The 15,712-nt window shown below is 32.5% G+C and carries 13 protein-coding genes and 1 CRISPR repeat array; all 13 genes read right to left on the bottom strand.

Annotation, left to right across the window (positions count from 1 at the left end; all coding sequences use genetic code 11):
* Nucleotides 1–218: 218 nt before the first annotated feature.
* Nucleotides 219–356 carry a hypothetical protein gene (locus tag H8S00_RS12770; RefSeq protein ID WP_158576906.1) on the bottom strand — a complete coding sequence of 46 codons (138 nt, stop codon included), beginning with the start codon at nt 354–356 and terminating at the stop codon, nt 219–221.
* Nucleotides 344–838, bottom strand: a complete 495-nt coding sequence (locus tag H8S00_RS12765; RefSeq protein ID WP_186840669.1) for a hypothetical protein — start codon at nt 836–838, stop codon at nt 344–346. Before H8S00_RS12765 ends, H8S00_RS12770 begins: the two co-directional genes overlap by 13 nt.
* A complete protein-coding gene (locus H8S00_RS12760; RefSeq protein ID WP_186840668.1) occupies nt 813–1,007 on the bottom strand; it encodes a hypothetical protein in 195 nt (64 codons plus the stop codon). Before H8S00_RS12760 ends, H8S00_RS12765 begins: the two co-directional genes overlap by 26 nt.
* A 49-nt stretch (nt 1,008–1,056) precedes the next feature.
* On the bottom strand, nt 1,057–1,269 hold the full coding sequence (locus H8S00_RS12755) for a hypothetical protein (protein WP_118590150.1): 213 nt from the start codon (nt 1,267–1,269) through the stop codon (nt 1,057–1,059).
* 693 nt (nt 1,270–1,962) lie between these two features.
* Nucleotides 1,963–3,408: a hypothetical protein gene (locus tag H8S00_RS12750; protein WP_147365690.1), complete on the bottom strand. Its 1,446-nt coding sequence runs from the start codon at nt 3,406–3,408 to the stop codon at nt 1,963–1,965.
* Nucleotides 3,360–5,927: an LPD23 domain-containing protein gene (locus tag H8S00_RS12745; RefSeq protein ID WP_118595016.1), complete on the bottom strand. Its 2,568-nt coding sequence runs from the start codon at nt 5,925–5,927 to the stop codon at nt 3,360–3,362. The genes H8S00_RS12750 and H8S00_RS12745 overlap by 49 nt, the downstream gene beginning before the upstream one ends.
* A gap of 728 nt (nt 5,928–6,655) precedes the next feature.
* Nucleotides 6,656–8,341: a CRISPR direct-repeat array (repeat unit 36 nt; unit sequence GTTTTACACTCTTACAAAATTACAAGGTTCTCAAAC).
* Between the two features lie 56 nt (nt 8,342–8,397).
* Nucleotides 8,398–9,066, bottom strand: a complete 669-nt coding sequence (gene csn2 / locus H8S00_RS12740; protein WP_118590142.1) for a type II-A CRISPR-associated protein Csn2 — start codon at nt 9,064–9,066, stop codon at nt 8,398–8,400.
* Nucleotides 9,063–9,368, bottom strand: a complete 306-nt coding sequence (cas2, locus tag H8S00_RS12735; protein ID WP_118590140.1) for a CRISPR-associated endonuclease Cas2 — start codon at nt 9,366–9,368, stop codon at nt 9,063–9,065. Before cas2 ends, csn2 begins: the two co-directional genes overlap by 4 nt.
* A gap of 4 nt (nt 9,369–9,372) precedes the next feature.
* Complete coding sequence (gene cas1, locus H8S00_RS12730) at nt 9,373–10,245, bottom strand: type II CRISPR-associated endonuclease Cas1 (RefSeq protein WP_118590138.1); 873 nt, start codon at nt 10,243–10,245, stop codon at nt 9,373–9,375.
* Nucleotides 10,242–14,336 (bottom strand): type II CRISPR RNA-guided endonuclease Cas9, encoded by a 4,095-nt coding sequence (gene cas9 / locus H8S00_RS12725; RefSeq protein ID WP_118590136.1) that lies wholly within the window; start codon nt 14,334–14,336, stop codon nt 10,242–10,244. Before cas9 ends, cas1 begins: the two co-directional genes overlap by 4 nt.
* A 227-nt stretch (nt 14,337–14,563) precedes the next feature.
* The gene (locus tag H8S00_RS12720; RefSeq protein ID WP_118590134.1) at nt 14,564–15,160 is read right to left on the bottom strand and encodes a hypothetical protein; all 597 of its coding nucleotides are present in this window, start codon (nt 15,158–15,160) and stop codon (nt 14,564–14,566) included.
* A 122-nt stretch (nt 15,161–15,282) separates the two neighbouring features.
* A complete protein-coding gene (locus H8S00_RS13995; protein WP_279220128.1) occupies nt 15,283–15,405 on the bottom strand; it encodes a hypothetical protein in 123 nt (40 codons plus the stop codon).
* A gap of 26 nt (nt 15,406–15,431) precedes the next feature.
* Complete coding sequence (locus H8S00_RS12715) at nt 15,432–15,701, bottom strand: uroporphyrin-III methyltransferase (protein ID WP_118590132.1); 270 nt, start codon at nt 15,699–15,701, stop codon at nt 15,432–15,434.
* Between the last annotated feature and the right edge of the window lie 11 nt (nt 15,702–15,712).

Below are 15,712 nucleotides of genomic sequence, written 5' to 3'. Positions count from 1 at the left end.
TCACATTTCTCACACCGACCTGTGGAATTTAATCTTTCACACAAGAATTCCAGAGGTCTGTTTTCTATGCCCTGATTTTCAGATTTAAAGAAAAATGTACTTAAATTTTAACACTTATTACCCTTTATTCAACCAAAAACTTTTAAATTTAGGTTGATTTTTAACAGTGGGTGGAATTTAGTCTTTCATACGGAATTTACTTTTACAAGTCAGCATTTCTATACTTCTTGATTTTCTGCAACAACCAGACCATCATCATTCTCTTTTACATTCATAATATCCTCAACTTCCGCTAAATTTTCCTCACATGTGTCCGCTAATGCTTCACAATCTATGTAATCCGTTAAAGCATACATACAGTTAAGTTCCTCCTATTTTCATTCACTTCATTGGTTGTGTTCGTATTCGCTTTCGCCTTATGCATATTGCTGTTTTCAAACAATTCATCCTTTATTTCACGACGGTTTTCACCACAAACCCTTAACAGCTCCACAAGATCAGTTGCTTCATTGTCATCTGTTTCACACAATCCAATATAATGCAAAACATCACAAATCTTTTGGTCTACTTCTGACTGCTTTTTTGTTAATTCATCTTTGTAATCAGTTAAATTTGAAGCCTCATATGCAAAATGTGTTAAATATTCCTCCCAATCCATTTCCGACAAATCATAGGAAGATGGATTTTTGGTTATACTACAATGAACTTCGTCTCTGGTAAGTTTTTTTGCCAGTGAAATATCTTCCTGAACAAAGTCATAAGTTTCCTCATTTCCACTGTACTGAACCTCAGTTTTCTCATAATCTAACGATTCATTTTTCCCTTCCACCGGAATCATACGATAAAAAGATGATTTTTTTCCCAACGGATATTTTGCTATTTGCCTGAGAAAATGTGAAAACTGTAGTTTCTTCTTTACCTGCTGCCACCACCAACTGTTCCTCTTTATTTACCCGGTAATAATTTTCGCTGTAATCCATAATGTAATATAGTAAATCTGTACTCATGTGAGCCTCCTTATCTTATAAAGTTTCATATTAATTTAGCCAATGAACTTTATTTGTTTCTTAAACAAACCTCAACAAACATAATTAAAATAAAAATTGCAATTACCAGTAAAACCGGGTGAAGTAACAGCCACATAAGTGCAAAGACAAATATTATACCTCCCACAATTTTTCCTATTCCTATCAACCCTGAAAAATCCCCATTGCTTGCCGCCACTATTGAACCAACTACAAGCATCAATATAAAAGCTAAAATATGCATAAATGCCACCTCCGTTTAAATTTAGTAAAAGTTAATAAAGATTAATTAGTAGTAAAATTTGAAGATTATAAATTTACCTTACATAAACATTAGCATTTTTTAAGTCCATTAAAAAGGACTTGTGAAGGAACGGATGTTTGTTGTGAAGATGGAATTTTGTTCCTTGTATCTATTTTCGTTCAAATAAAAAACTACTAACCCAATGCCGGCTAGTAGTCTTCACCTATTATGTTCAATAATAAATTTTCATATTTTTCTTATATCAAAAGATTTCCTTGTCTGTGGCGTTGTTTAAATCAATATAGATAATGATGCGCATATAACAATACTATTATGTTAATTTTTAGGATTATGAGGGGTGAACCTTGAGAGCATTCAAGGAATGGCAATGTCATTTCTACACCCTTACGAAATTTACAAGATCGTTAAAAAAAAATATGAGTTGTGTCAGGTTACACAGAAAAAAGAGTTACGCAAGCTCTAGATGTACAAGCCCCTAGATTGGACGTCCGAAACGCTCTTGCTTCTCCTCTTAATAGAAGTATATCTCAAAATAATGAAAAAACAATGCCATCTTAAATCAGGATAGAAAGGATAGAAATACAGATGTTATAAAAAATCTGCAAATAAATTTGGACTATAAGAGCGATTTTTATGAAATAAATACTTCAAATTCCTTGCTGTGCTTTTTGATTAATTCATTCCAACCTCTCTCCATTGGCATTCCATCCTCATAAGCCTGATTCTTGCATTTTCAAATGCCTTTTTTAATTTCTTATGCAATACATCACTGCTTACATTAGTTCCACTGTCTTTTTCCATCTTCTTAACAAGCATATCTATTGCCCTGTTCTGATATAAAAGTCCCTCTATATCACTTTTTTCTCTTAATCTACCCAAATGATTATTTACATCTTCTGATAAACTGTCGCCATAGTATTCCTTGACTTCATTTAAAAAGTCTGATACTTTAATGTTAGAAGAGATGTTGGAGGCATCAGCATTAGCTGTAACCCTTGTCGGCATTACCGCCGTAAATGTCTCTTCTTTTTTTGCTTTTACAGCATACATATCATCTATATAATAATCTCCAATTCTATTACTATCGTATCTGTTTACTACAATGCGATAATAATAGTTATTGTTTTTTTCATCCATCATACATCCCATCAAAACATATGAACTGTCAGCATTATTTCTATTTCCTATTGCTTCATTAACCTTGATTCCATATTTAATGTCATCACCTATATTTAAGCTTACAAATATTGTTGCTTCTGAATGTCCCATACGCATTCCGTGTTTTAATGATTTTTTAGTTACTTGAACTTTATCTCCTGTATCCAAATTTGTAATTACCGGATTTTTTCCCCTGTACTCAACACCCGGATATTTTGTTAAAATATCAACCGCTTTTTGAACAACTGTGTTTATATCTCTAAATTTCGATTTATTTACACTTGTAATTCCTGCATCCATCAGGGCTGCCATTCTATGTCTGCCCTCGTGTCCTTTAACCTCCCCATCATCATATATTCTTAAGTATATTGGCTGACTGTTATTTCTTAACTTCTCTTTATCCAGATTGGTTGACTCACTTATTATTCTGTTATACGCATCATCATCCTCTGTGGTAAGTTTCAAAAACTCTTCCGGTGACAGTCTGGTCAGATATGCCTGTGAATAATCTTCGTTCATGGCAGCATAATCTGTATACAAGTCCTCCAATCTTTCTTCCGTGTAACTTGCTATTCCATTATCCTGTGTCATGCTCTCTGCATCTGTTATGGCATTTATTCTGGCCTGGTAGCGAATGTCTTCACTTTCTGCCGATTTATTATTGACAATATAACTGCTCTTGTGTATTATGGTGTCAAAGTCATAATTATTCAGCGAGTAAGGGAATTGTACCCTTGCCAACGAGAATATGTTATGGCTTTTTTTATTGTTTATATATAGTATTTTGTTATCTTTAGCAGCTCTGTCTATTAACGCAGCTATTCCTTTTCTTCCATACATACCCGTTATGAAATTAGAGGCTACCTGCTTTAATTCATATACGCCATTTCCATCAATTCTTACGCTTACAATTATTGACAAATTATCATTATCGCATATAAAGCATTTAATCCTTCCCACTGTTTATTCAAAATTTTATCAACCTGTTCTGACAGTTCTTCATAACGTCTGTAGTCCTGATTATCTTTCAGGCTTAAATGTCCTCTTCTGTTAAACGTCATTTTAGAATCATCAATTTCATATTTCCATATGTTATCAATTCCACGGAACCAACCTGTTTTCTTAAATATATCTTCAAAACTCTCACCTTCCTTTTCCATCTCATTAGTTCTTTGCAACTCCCGCAAATCCACATTGTTAGAATTTCGTCCTCCATATGAATACAAAATGTTGCTGTCCTGTTTTAAGATGTCATTGCCTTTTTCACTATTTTGAAATATACTCTCATTAAAGGAGTCTTTTAGGGGCGCATTTACGGATGTCTGGTCAGGGTTATTTTTAGCATTGGCTACCACTAAGGCTCCTTTTTTATCCATAAACGCAAAGTCATTGACATTTTGATATGCATTTGTTATCTTATTTACAGAACCATATTTGGTTGTAGATGATGGCAATTGGAGCCTGAGTACTGACAACCATTTATTGGTTCTTTTTTTGTCAGGCTCAATGTATCTTATATTTGAATTATTTATTAATTTTTGTAAATTGTTCAAATTTTTACCATACGCACTTGTTATAATTCCAAAGTCCTGTATTATTCCAGATTTGTTTTTAGGATCAACCAGTAACGAAACTATAACGGGTTCGCCTTCTTTAGAAATTAGGTTTCCCAAAATTACTAAACTATCACTTCTGGTAACTGAATCCATTATTATAATTGGTTTTTCCAATATTTCCGGTACCTGTTTTATAAATTCTATATCCATATCCTGATGCTTATTTAATATCTTTTGTATCTTTGATTTTCCAAAATATATATTATAGTCTTTTACGTTTATAGACTTTAACACATCAGATGTTCTTTCAATCAAAAATCTTCCAAGACTTTTCAATCTCTGTTCCTTAGTTGTATTGTTATACCACTCGTCAATTTCCTTTTTATAATCTTGAGCTTTATCTTGTGCCCTTCTTTCAAGAAATTTCTTTCCTAAACCATCTTTTGAATATTCTATCAGTTTTGCATATTCTTCCCTTAACCTGGAATTTTCTGACAATGTTTTGTATGAAATATTGTTGTCACGAACAAATTCCTTTATGTTATCACTCATTCCATAGCTTGATGTTGGCTCTTTAAGTACCGGTATTACTTCTAATTCCTTTTCTGAAATAAAGCTGTTTTTAACCTGATTGTTATACCTTAAATATTGAACTGCACTCTCCCTGCTTCGTCCTTCAAGATTTGATTCTAAAAATCTTTCTGACACTCCCAGTTTATTTGCAGCCTTCTTTATAACATCTGTATTTCTATCCTGCTTTAAAATATTGTTGTCATTTTCTGAATTTCGGGATATACTATTAATAGAAGAGTTGACTAGTCTCTTGTTATTCTCATTCATTTGAGAACCAGGTTCGGTCGGCTCTTCTATTTTTGTATTTTCTATATTTATTATGTCGTAAAAATACATTTTGTTGCTACTATCTAATGCTAAAATCACATCTGCGGTATAGTCAAATTTTCCTATCCTTATTTTTGTATCCCCTCTATAAAAACCAATTAAATTATCTTTTCTCGGGTGTAAAGGCGTCTCATAAGAATATTTCTTTACAGATTTTACTATTTCATCAGCATTACCCGCCATACGCAATTTTCTAGTATATATAATCTTGTGCTTTCTTTTCAGCCAATTGCTGTATTTTGAATCCGTAAATTCTTTTCTAGTTTTTCCACTGGACCAGACATTTCCTTCATCAATTTCAATTCCAGTCGAAAAACTATCTCTTATTGCTTCCTTGACCAACTTTATTCGTTCTTTTTTATTAGTTACTCCTTTAAAAATATCTTTGTCAATTTCCACAAATGGATTATTATCAGAATCATACCGTATCATTTCACGAACACCGCCTGAAACACTGTTCTTCTCACTCTTTACAGCATTACTCTCTCCTGCTGCACCTACAGCCTCATTCCACAATGTCCTTAGCTTTTCTGCATACTCCTTCATCTGCATTGCTTCCTTAGAAATTACGTCGTTTTTGATGTTTCCATCCTTACCCAATATTTCCTTACATGCATTGATGATACTGTCTGTAAACTCAATTATCTTCGCCTTGATTTTTCCAAAAAGTCCACGGTTTCTTTCTGCCAGTTCCCTGATTGTTTCCGCATCCGTAAGAACCAGTTCACAGCCTCTTGCCACAAGTTCACTCTTGGCCCTGCTCTCTGTCACTTCAATATTCGTTCCGTGTTCCCGGTTCTGTCTTCTCTGATGTTCCGTTTCCTCTGCTATAAGCTCTTTAATGTCCTTACCTGTATTCTTTGAAAGTACATCAAAGACAAATTCCTGCAAGTCTGCATACTCCTTATGGACGAAATTCTCCGCATAATGAGTAAGTTCATGGGAAAGAGTTAATATCATTATGTTATGACCTTCCGTTTCAGATATCTTTCCGGCATTGATGTCTATTCTCAATTTTATCATCTATGTTGACTTCACTAACTTTTTTTAATAAACTCAGTATTGAAGGAGCACTTGGTACTTCAGGAGAAGATACTTTTGTATCGAAGGACCTGATTGATGATGTATCAATCGCTCCTTCTTTTACACAGTACACTTCATAAAGCTCCAATGCATTATTCGATTCACTTACCCTTATTGATGCCCCAATCAAATACTTTCCTTTATTTTTTCTTCTGTTACTTCTGATGCATCTCTAAGCATATTGTTTTGCGATAACTTAATTCTTCCAAGTGCTAAAATGCTCTTTTGATACATAATCGTCAAATAAATCTGTGATACTATTCATGTATCCTCCTTTCTTTTTGTGATTGTTTTTCGAAAAAACAATCACAAGAGAATAAGGAGAAAAAGAAATTGGTAGATTAAACTACTAACTCAATACCGGCTAGTATTCTCTTCAGTTATTTGTTCTGTTCAATAAATTCCGTCATCATTTAAGCACTAACTTTCCCAACCTATCATCATATATATTACTGTTATCAGCATAACCACAATGCTATTGTTGCAACATCTCTGCATACAATCATAGCTCCGTCATCATCACCCTCACGAGATACTGCAAATATTTTACAATAACTTGATTCTTTCAGGTACTAAAACCCTCATACATCAAACAAGCGTTTATTATTCGTTTTATGATAACTTAAGGTTCTCAAGCTCACCACCTGCATCAATTCCCGGCTTTAATTGTTTTGCACTCTTACAAAATCACAAGGTTCTCAAACGCGCACATTAAAGGATTCTTACTCCTGCAAGTTTTACACTCTTACAAAATTACAAGGTTCTCAAACCCAGATGTACCAATTAATGATATACTATGAGTTTTACACTCTTACAAAATTACAAGGTTCTCAAACAATGATGGAAGGTAATATTAACAATGTTACGTTTTACACTCTTACAAAATTACAAGGTTCTCAAACGCAATCTGGTAGTCTCGGAGGCAGTGGAGAGTTTTACACTCTTACAAAATTACAAGGTTCTCAAACTCAACATTTCCCAAGTCGATTCATCCGTTGGTTTTACACTCTTACAAAATTACAAGGTTCTCAAACTATTCTGGTACTTGTATCGTTATTTTCTCCGTTTTACACTCTTACAAAATTACAAGGTTCTCAAACGTCCACTAAACAAAAAATAACAAAGTTTAGGTTTTACACTCTTACAAAATTACAAGGTTCTCAAACCAAGAATAAACCACCTATGCATCCAAATTGGTTTTACACTCTTACAAAATTACAAGGTTCTCAAACCTGTTGATGATGAAGAGGATTATTATCCTGGTTTTACACTCTTACAAAATTACAAGGTTCTCAAACTTCTAAAGTGTTCAAATCAGCATCAATTTTTGTTTTACACTCTTACAAAATTACAAGGTTCTCAAACTAAGGAAGTTAAAGATATGCCATACACACAGTTTTACACTCTTACAAAATTACAAGGTTCTCAAACAGACACGACAGAAATTTATACAACTTTGAGTTTTACACTCTTACAAAATTACAAGGTTCTCAAACAAATAAATCAATCGAGAAATAAATTTTACAGTTTTACACTCTTACAAAATTACAAGGTTCTCAAACAAAATTCCGTTGAGGATGCAACGACCGAGGTGTTTTACACTCTTACAAAATTACAAGGTTCTCAAACGTTACCATTGAAAACATACACGCCATTTCGGTTTTACACTCTTACAAAATTACAAGGTTCTCAAACTTGCCTAAATGCATTTTTGAATTTGTTGTTGTTTTACACTCTTACAAAATTACAAGGTTCTCAAACAAAAAATATAGTCCGTTGTTTGGCTTAGTTGTTTTACACTCTTACAAAATTACAAGGTTCTCAAACCTGTGTGTCTTGTCTTTTCCTCTAATGCTTGTTTTACACTCTTACAAAATTACAAGGTTCTCAAACGGAAAAGCATTCAAAATGGTTCTATTTGCAGTTTTACACTCTTACAAAATTACAAGGTTCTCAAACTTCAAACATAGGTTTTCTCCATCTGTCAGTGTTTTACACTCTTACAAAATTACAAGGTTCTCAAACCAGAATTATATCTAAAAGAAAATTTAAAATGTTTTACACTCTTACAAAATTACAAGGTTCTCAAACATTTACGGCAATTTTCGTTTCCTTTATGCTGTTTTACACTCTTACAAAATTACAAGGTTCTCAAACTGCTTGTTGTTGGGGCTGGTGATGGTTCGGTTTTACACTCTTACAAAATTACAAGGTTCTCAAACATCGCAACTTGCTAAATCTTTAAGTGTCCTGTTTTACACTCTTACAAAATTACAAGGTTCTCAAACAAGCGGAGTTATTTCATCATTACAGAAAATGTTTTACACTCTTACAAAATTACAAGGTTCTCAAACCTCAAATTGTCATCACCGAACCTATATACTTGGTAGTATTATAACTTTGCTAACATTTATTTTACAATCAAACACCTGTCTTTGTCTATAACAAATATGTTTTCTTGATTTGATTTATATCTTTCCACACTTTCTATTAACAACACGTGCATCTTATAATAAAAGCAACTTTGTTTTAAATTTTGAATCTGCTCCATACTCAAATAATCCTTTAGATTTAAAAAAACTACTAGTCTGGAATGATACACATTTGACAATATTTTTATGTACTCATCAATTCTTTCGAACAAAGAACTACAATTATCATCAATTCTCACATTATACAGCTTATACAACGATTTCCATTCGAATTCCAAATTATATGTAATATTATTATACGAAACCTGGTTTGTTATTTTGTCCAAGGTATTTACTATACTACTATTTATCTGATTATATTCTTGTATATAATCATTTCCAACATCAGATAACTGCTCATATAATCTGTTTATTATTTTTTTGTTATTAAAATCAATGGCAAACGGATTAACAATAAATACAACATCCTTATCAATCTTTATGCTTGTGTTGTCTGAAAGAACAAAATCTCCCTCTTCCCCTTCTATTTGTTTCATAATATTTTGAACCACGTCGGTAAGAAATTCCGGCTTTTCCACAATCAACGTATTTATTTCATTCTCTCTAAATTCAATATTAATTCCATATCTGCTATTAACCAATCTCATAAAATCACAACCCTCTCATCAGAATCTAAAACCTCATTTTTACGCTCACCTACAATATATTCCATCCTGGAAAATTGTTTTTCTGTAATTTTCAAAGTTTGAACCAATCCTGATGGAGGTTTGTTCTTTCTTACACCTTGAGTTATCAAATCCGCTGCCGTGGAATTTTGTGCTAACTTACAATATACACTCTCCTGCAACATTAGAAATCCATTCTTTATCAGATATTTTCTAAACTGTGTATATGCTCTTCGATCACTTATTGTAGTCACTGGCAAATCAAACATTACTATAATTCTCATATATCTATAACTCATTAAAATAAAACCTTATCTGCGAAATATCTCTATCATTTAACGCATCAAATACACTTCGGCAATATATTTTTATTGCATTTCCCAGGATTTCCCTCTTACCTGCTATTTCAACTTCTTTATTCAAAAGTCCCAACATTCTATGTTTTTCATCTTTTTCAAAACAATTCGGTTTTAATTCAACCACCATTTCATCAACTAATGGTCTAAATGGTTCCATAAAATCTGATGCCAAATTAAATTGATTAAACATATTATCATGAAACAGTCCTATCTGTGTTAAATATCCGGATGAAACTATCTCCCTATTAAAAAGTGATAAGATAATACTATAACCGTAATTTAAAGCCGCATTTGTCGGTATTTCATCTGTTCTTGTAAAACTCTTTCCAAATAAAGCATTGAAATACACTTTAGCTGCATGTCCTTCTCTATTCGTAATATCTCCAAACTCTACCTCTGACATATAACCATATAACATATTTGCTTCATTCTTGCCATAACGTTCCAGTAACAATGCCTGTTGTTTTATTTTTTCTGAAACGATTTCCGTCCAGATAAGTGCTTTATCCTCTTTTGTCCATTCCATCTGTTTTCTGATTTTCGCACTTGTATCATGGCTACCGTAATATGAAACTAATTCTGAAATTGGATTTCTTTTCTCATCACAAAAAATAACTTTTACTTTATTTTTTATCAATTCACTTAACAGATAGGAAGTCATTGACACTGCTGTACTTTCAACAATCAATGTTCCTATCTCATTTAAGTGAATTTTGGTAGTACTCTCTCCCCTAACTACCAGATATCCAATCTGATAATCAAGTTTAGCATTATTTGATATTACGACTGTTCTCCAACTCATACCGTCAACAGATCTATTTCGTTTTCAAAAAGACCCGTTACGGATTGATTAATTAACTTGAACTCATCATTTCCTGATATTTTTTTACTAATTTTACAAGTTCCACTGGCTTTTGAACCCCCAATTTCCCTTAAATCCACTCCCTCATTAATTAATTGTGACAACTGAATAATTTGTAAAAGCACATACACCTGTCTGCTTAAAGGTAAATCAGAAAACTTTTCTGTCCCCCCATTCAGTTTAGAGCCAACTGCATTAGGTCTTTTACTATATATTTTGTTCATATGCTTATCTTTTAGTACCTCGTATAACTCCAAATTTTTCTCCCTTGTTATCTTTTCATCTTCATCATACTGTGCCTCAGATTGGTACTCGTCATTTACCTTTGTAATCCATTTAACGTAACGAGCCATCTTTGCGTCTAACGATAACTGCACTGCATTCAATACCCGTAATTGCTTTCCTGTTCTTCCTGTAAGATACAAATAGAATCCATTAACCTTAATTAAGGAATGCCGCTTTATCCTATTATATATTACAACAGGATTTTCATATCTAAATCTTTTTTCTTTTTTAAAATATTGTTGTAATTTTTCCCTGCTATCCAACTGTTCCTTAAGATATAAAGGTATATCTTCCAGTGTCCTAACTCTCTTCCCTTTCTCCGTATGTTCAACCAGAACAAAATATGTTCCTTTATATTTTTTCATTCCACCATATTTACATGTGTCACTTATTTTTTCATCGCTACTTTTTACAGAAATATATCCATCACCATTAACCTTCGAAGCTTCTTTTGCACTATAAATAGTCTGATCTGCTATTCCGCCATGTTCCTCATAGTTCATTCTAGTTACTAAAGGTGTATTTTTAGCCATCATTTTTCTAACCATTTTAAAACTTTCTCCACCTTTCGTAATCCATGCATTTTCTTCACCTCTTGAAACCGGATATTCAAATAACTTATCCATGTGATACTTATATTTCTCCGGATCACGTTTATAATCCTTAATGAAGTTTATAGGATGCTTAGTAAACTTTGTATTGTACACATTTCCCACAACAATATTTAAATATGCGTCATTTGCATGATGAAAATCATTTATATTTCTGCATTTTAAGAACCCATATTTATGTCTGAAATCACTGACCAGCCCTGCCTTAACATATATAACTTCACTTTGAGGGAACGTTTTTTCGAACAAATCCGTTATGACTTTTGTTCCTTGTCTAGTTTCTACAATCTGTCTGCTAATAAATTCTGCCTGCTCCTTATCAGTAAATTCATTATTCCTCATTAATCTCTTGTACTTTTCTTCTGTAATAAAATTACCATCTCTAAGCATTTTCCATATTGAATGCATATTTCTTCTTATACTCTCTTCAATTGGAAATGTATCACTTTTATGGGCATTATGTGTCTTTTTTACCAAAACCAAATTATTTTCAATACTATCATCTTTAATAAAATGTCTTGGATAAATATGATCAATATCATATAAATTATCGTTAAATAAATCCGTTAACTCTATATTTTCTCCTGAGTACATACACTTTCCTTTTTGTGTATAATACAAATACAATTTTTTACTTTTAAATTTTGACTCCTCTGTTGCCTCAAGTTCACTTTTCCAATTTCGTGATTCTTTTTGACATTGTTTGTACAAATCTAAAAATTTCTTCTTTCGGCTGTCCTTTCTCTGATTCTTTTCTCCCGGTCCTTTAGCCATTTCGACAAAAATTTTGTCCGGTCCATATCCCATGACTTTTTCTAATTCCTTAAGAACTAATATTGTCTGCCACACCATTCTTTTAACCGGTGCTGATATGTACAACTCATCTAAATCTGAATATTCCATCGTTGAGAGTGTTTTTTCAATCTTTTTTACCCGTTGTTCAATTTCTTCTGAATAGGTAAACTTATCTTCTGCCATTAATTCCATAAAATTGTAGTTTTCATTCCACATTTTTGAAATAATAGATGAAACTTCTCCTGTCTGCTTGTCTGTTCCATTTAGTTCTAATAACTGTCTCGAAAATCTTCCCCAATCTTTGAATTTCATTCCTAAAATTCTCTTGATTTGACTTTCATCCAAAATATTCTGATATTTTTCACGTATTTTTTCAGAAAGGAATTTTCTTGAATCGCCATATACTGTTGAATAGAAAATAACATCTTCTGCTATATTAATTTGTTCCTGCGTTAGATTATCTTTACCAAAAATTTCAAAAAACTTTTTGTGATTTGCCAGTCTATTTGTAAAGTCCCCATCTATTCCTGATATTTCCGGATTGTCATTCGCATCAACCTCACCTATGTCCTTCAAATACTTAACCAACATTTTAGATGTAACTCTTTTTCCCTTTTTAAACAAATCATTATAAATATTTTGCTTTAATTCTACACTAATGCCCTCCCCATTTATTTTTAACTTGTTAAGTTCATTAAGAACCATATATTTTTCATATAATAGCGAATTTTTAGGCAAAACTGTTTCGCCATTTAAATATGTACAATGATTTGTTAAATTGTTTATAAATTTTTCAGCTGATTTTTTTATGTCTATTTTCTGTTCAAAGTTCCACGGTAACACGGCACCGCTCTCTTTTCTAACAGACCACATATTTCCTCTTTTCCCCATTTTTTCGTTTTCACCAACTTTATATGATAAAGGTCCTACATAATATGGAATCTGAAATTCAAAAAGTTTAATTATTTTTTCTCCAACACTCAATCCTGATTCATCTTTATAAGTTAGAAATTCCAAGTACTTCTGAGCATTTTCGATTATTCGTTTTAATTCTTTTTTATGTACCTGGTTTGGAATTACTCCATTTGAAGATGTAACTTGTTTAGGCAAAAATGTTCCCTTATCCAGTTCGCATAATATATAGTTCTTTTCTTCGCAATCTTCACATCCACTAACTATCGCTTTCATTTTCTTAAAGATTTCGTCTGTGTCATGCTTTGCTCCCCTTCTTACTTTTTCGTTCTTATAATTAACAGAGCCAACATATGCACTATAATTATTGTCCTCCATAATTCTAAACATTTTCTTATAGCTATCCATTGAATTGCTCTTCAGCACCCTTTTTAAGACTTCTAAATCTTTTTTATGTTTATCATATGCTTTTACTCGTGCAACGGACAAATATTCTTCTCCGGACATTATATTTGCCAAAACTGCCCAATCATGAATCTGTTTTGCAATTAGTAGCATTTCAAATTCATCTTCTGCTAAAATGCTTTCTACTTCCGTTATGCTTTCTTCATAATTTGCATCCCTAAAAGATATAGACATTTTAACTGTATCTTCATTAAAATCTCCGTTTTCAAATATCTTTGAAAGTGTACCCTTCAATCCACATATTAGTTTTAAAATTTCTACTTCCTGCTTATTTTTACTTTTTGACAATTGGAATAACTCTATAAGTTTCTCTAATCTGGCTGTGTTGGAATAATTTTTTGATGATAAAATGTTTTCCAGTTTTTCCTGTTCCACCTCTTCAAGTCTTTTTCCTAGAATATCCAACATTGATATATTTAATTGTTCAACACTCTTATGTAAATCACTTCCACTTTTTTCATCTAAATTTGCATTCAAAAAGTGTCCCCTATGTTTAAACATATTAAGTATTGCAAGATAAACTAATCTAACATCATACTCTTTTCCTGTATTATTCAAGTCTAACAGTGCTTTTCTTAAATGAAATATAGTCGGATAATCATGATAATATTCCTTATCAGTATATCCGGTATCTGCAAACAACGCAAAAGGCTGATTACTCTCTTTATCTTCTCTATGGTATTTACTATCAGCTAATCTTTGATAAAATCCCGGATCAATCTTATTTATTTCTTCAGCAAATAATTCACGTAGATATCCTACTCTTGCTTTTTCTCTTTGTAATCTTCGTCTAGCTGTTCTATGACTTCTCCTATCAGCTGCTGTGTTTGCTTCACTGAATAAACGAACGCCCCAAAGATCCTTACCTTTTCTTCTCAATAACTGATATTTTTCATTTGTAACTGCCCATCCTAAGGATGATGTTCCCATGTCCAAACCTAAATAGTATCTTTCATATGCCATAGTTTTTCCCTCCTACTCTTGACATTCTATAAAATTTTGTTATAATGTAATTACAAATTACAAGGTGAGTTCAAATAAGGATTTATCCGAAATCGCCGTAAGGTCCACATTGTGTGGTAGAAAAAAGACTTTTAAAGTCTTTTTTTTTATGCTATCCGCTCAAAAAATCTGGTTCCATTATATCATACATATTAATACTTTTAAAACTATTTTTTACTTTTTCCCCTCTATTCCCCATATTCCGCCATAACATCATCATAATAATCCTCTGCATCTTCTTCTCCGTCAAAATCATCGTAATTGTCCTCATAGAAATCCTCTGCGTTACTGTAATCTCTAACATTATATTTATCATAGACTTTATTAGATTTATTGTGTGTTTTGTTGGAATAATTGCTATATTTGTAGGTATTTTTTTCGTATCCTGATGTTTCCATTTCTGTTTTTTCTTCCGTTTCCCTGCTCAACACATTATTATTACTATTATAATTACTATTGTATCTGCTATTATAACTCCCATAACTCCTATCTTGACTTGAAGAAGATATATTAAAATTGGCTACTACACCTATGAACAATATTCCAGCTGCAACTGCTCCAATTGTAATTAGGACTTTGTCAGCCATGCTTGTGCTTTTATTCGAACTTGAATATGAATTTTCTTTTTCTGTGTCATTATTAAATTTTGTAGTTCTTTTACTGTAACTTCCATATTCATTTTTCTGTGCTTCTATTCTTTCCAGATTCCTTTTATAAATGTTATATTCAATATAATCATCCATAAAATCTTTTTTGCCATTATGATTCCAATCAAACAACGCCATCCTTCTACCTCCTAAAAAATTTTATATTTTTATTCTACTTATCTGTTGTATCACCTAAAACAGTAGCAATAATCCTACACACTACTCCACCATTAACTACAGACACCACCTTTCCTTTCGCCTTATCGGCTTTCCCCATCTTCTCCATACTCATCCATTGCTTCATCCATTGAGCCTATTACAAACAGAACACCTATTATCACAAAAAATATTGTCAGTCCCTGTCCAAATGAATTCTTTCTCATACAAATCAGCCTTCTTTACCCAAATCTCAGTCCAAATCATAATCATCCGGATCCAATCCTGCTTCTTCCAATGCCTCTGCCCTGTCATCTGAATCCATAAGTTCTAATTCACCAATATCAAGTCCTGCTGCCATAGCATCAATCTCTAAATCATCCTTAGTGTCATCTTCAAAGTCCCCAGCATCTCCAAATAATGCTTCATGCTCTTCCCTGCTGGTGCAAAGCATTTCTTCTGCAAACATCATTTCTGAGCTATCTATTTCGCCATCGCCGTTTAAATCCATCCAATCTCTCATCGCTATACCTC

It is taken from the genome of Eubacterium segne (assembly GCF_014287775.1).
GTDB lineage: Bacteria > Bacillota > Clostridia > Lachnospirales > Lachnospiraceae > Eubacterium_G > Eubacterium_G segne.
This window is presented reverse-complemented; position numbering and strand designations above follow the sequence as displayed.

Coding starts and splice junctions, on each gene's coding strand:
- H8S00_RS12715 (WP_118590132.1), bottom strand. CDS start 15,701: ATGAGAGATTGGATGGATTTAAACGGCGATGGCGAAATAGATAGCTCA.
- H8S00_RS12755 (WP_118590150.1), bottom strand. CDS start 1,269: ATGCATATTTTAGCTTTTATATTGATGCTTGTAGTTGGTTCAATAGTG.
- H8S00_RS12720 (WP_118590134.1), bottom strand. CDS start 15,160: ATGGCGTTGTTTGATTGGAATCATAATGGCAAAAAAGATTTTATGGAT.
- cas1 (WP_118590138.1), bottom strand. CDS start 10,245: ATGAGTTGGAGAACAGTCGTAATATCAAATAATGCTAAACTTGATTAT.
- H8S00_RS12765 (WP_186840669.1), bottom strand. CDS start 838: ATGATTCCGGTGGAAGGGAAAAATGAATCGTTAGATTATGAGAAAACT.
- H8S00_RS12760 (WP_186840668.1), bottom strand. CDS start 1,007: ATGAGTACAGATTTACTATATTACATTATGGATTACAGCGAAAATTAT.
- H8S00_RS13995 (WP_279220128.1), bottom strand. CDS start 15,405: ATGAGAAAGAATTCATTTGGACAGGGACTGACAATATTTTTTGTGATA.
- H8S00_RS12745 (WP_118595016.1), bottom strand. CDS start 5,927: ATGATAAAATTGAGAATAGACATCAATGCCGGAAAGATATCTGAAACG.
- csn2 (WP_118590142.1), bottom strand. CDS start 9,066: ATGAGATTGGTTAATAGCAGATATGGAATTAATATTGAATTTAGAGAG.
- H8S00_RS12770 (WP_158576906.1), bottom strand. CDS start 356: ATGTATGCTTTAACGGATTACATAGATTGTGAAGCATTAGCGGACACA.
- cas2 (WP_118590140.1), bottom strand. CDS start 9,368: ATGAGAATTATAGTAATGTTTGATTTGCCAGTGACTACAATAAGTGAT.
- cas9 (WP_118590136.1), bottom strand. CDS start 14,336: ATGGCATATGAAAGATACTATTTAGGTTTGGACATGGGAACATCATCC.